The 1,360-nt window shown below is 39.0% G+C and carries 1 protein-coding gene; it reads left to right on the plus strand.

Going from position 1 to position 1,360, the window contains the following annotated elements; genetic code table 11:
- The first annotated feature begins 441 nt into the window (after positions 1 to 441).
- On the plus strand, positions 442 to 1,245 hold the full coding sequence (locus BO222_RS00015; RefSeq protein ID WP_075817269.1) for a hypothetical protein: 804 nt from the start codon (positions 442 to 444) through the stop codon (positions 1,243 to 1,245).
- Positions 1,246 to 1,360 lie beyond the last annotated feature (115 nt).

A 1,360-nucleotide genomic window follows, 5' to 3' on the forward strand; every position in this document is an offset into this window, starting at 1 on the left:
AAAATTGTAGGGGATTCCTATCGTCTGAAAGATAAGCAATTTGAATTTCGAGAGGACTAAACAGTCCGGCCTCCCCCCAGGCGCCCGCGCGAGTGCAAATTGGGGGAATAGAGAGGGGTCAGGTATTGGCTGCTATAGTTAATACCTGACCCCTCTCTATTCCCCCAATTCATTACCCAAACTGTTAATTGTTTGGTTGCCCAAAATGTTAATAAATAACTTGACTCCGAACACTTGACTGGAAATATTGAGAGAAATGAAAGATAACTTCTGCTTTCGTTTACTGTTTGTTGTCCAAAATATAATTGATTGTGATATAAATACAAAACAGGAAGTGTCAATTCAGATGCTTATGATGATCGATGCTGAATAAACTTTAAAAGTTATAACTTTTTGGCTTGTTTGTACGATCTCAAAGAAATTTTCTGAAGTGAAACCAAAATGAAAGGAGTGATCGGATTGAGTGAGCAGATGTATCTGCTGCAATATCTTGTCATGAGTCTGGATGGTTTGTCGACTGGAATCATGATGGAAATTCTGTATCGAAAGTCTTATCCGAAAAGAGGATTTCTATTGGGACGAATCATCAGTTACTGGCTTTTAGCTCTCGTTATCTGCTTTCCGTCATATATTCTTCATTATAAAATTTGGACCATGCTGAATCTGGCAGCTAATATCGCTGGAGTCGTATTCTTAAACGTCTATTATTATCGTTCTTCAGTTAAGGAAGCTCTGCTGTCATTTTTCTTCTACTATGTCAGTGCGGCTACTGCTGAACTGATCGCTATGCTGTTGCAGCCGGATATCATGAACGCTGCTTCAGACTGGACGCAAACAATGATGATTCCATTCGTTTTGACTACTCATTTAATCGCATTAATCTCTAAGATTATCGTTGCTTTATTTCTAACCAGAAAAGAGGCGGATTCCAATTCAGAGATTTTGCTATTGATCTGGCTGTGTACTGCTTTTCTGGTGTTCTATTTACTGGTGGTTTTCGATTTGGATGAAGCTCGTTCAACTCCCAATAACATGAACGCTATTTTACGGTTATTCATTTCCATCGGTGGAGTGATTCTTCCTGGAGCCGTTTTGAGCTTCTATTCCATCCATTCAAAAACGAATATTGAGCTTGAGCAATCGATTGAGCTTTCCAGAATGCAAAAGCAATTGTATGAACAGGTGAACCAGAATCATCATGAAGTTTTGGATATTCGAAATATCTATTCTTCACAATGTCATTAAGTTAAGCAGATAGAAGCGCGAATTGCTCCGCACTTCATCGTGGTGTTCAGAATCTACCAGAAATTTTTATCTGGAATCAGCCATTTTTCGGCTTCAAGCCTCACGAATACGATAA

The organism is Ileibacterium valens (assembly GCF_001945525.1).
GTDB classification, from domain to species: domain Bacteria; phylum Bacillota_I; class Bacilli_A; order Erysipelotrichales; family Erysipelotrichaceae; genus Ileibacterium; species Ileibacterium valens.

Coding starts and splice junctions, on each gene's coding strand:
- BO222_RS00015 (WP_075817269.1), top strand. CDS start 442: ATGAAAGGAGTGATCGGATTGAGTGAGCAGATGTATCTGCTGCAATAT.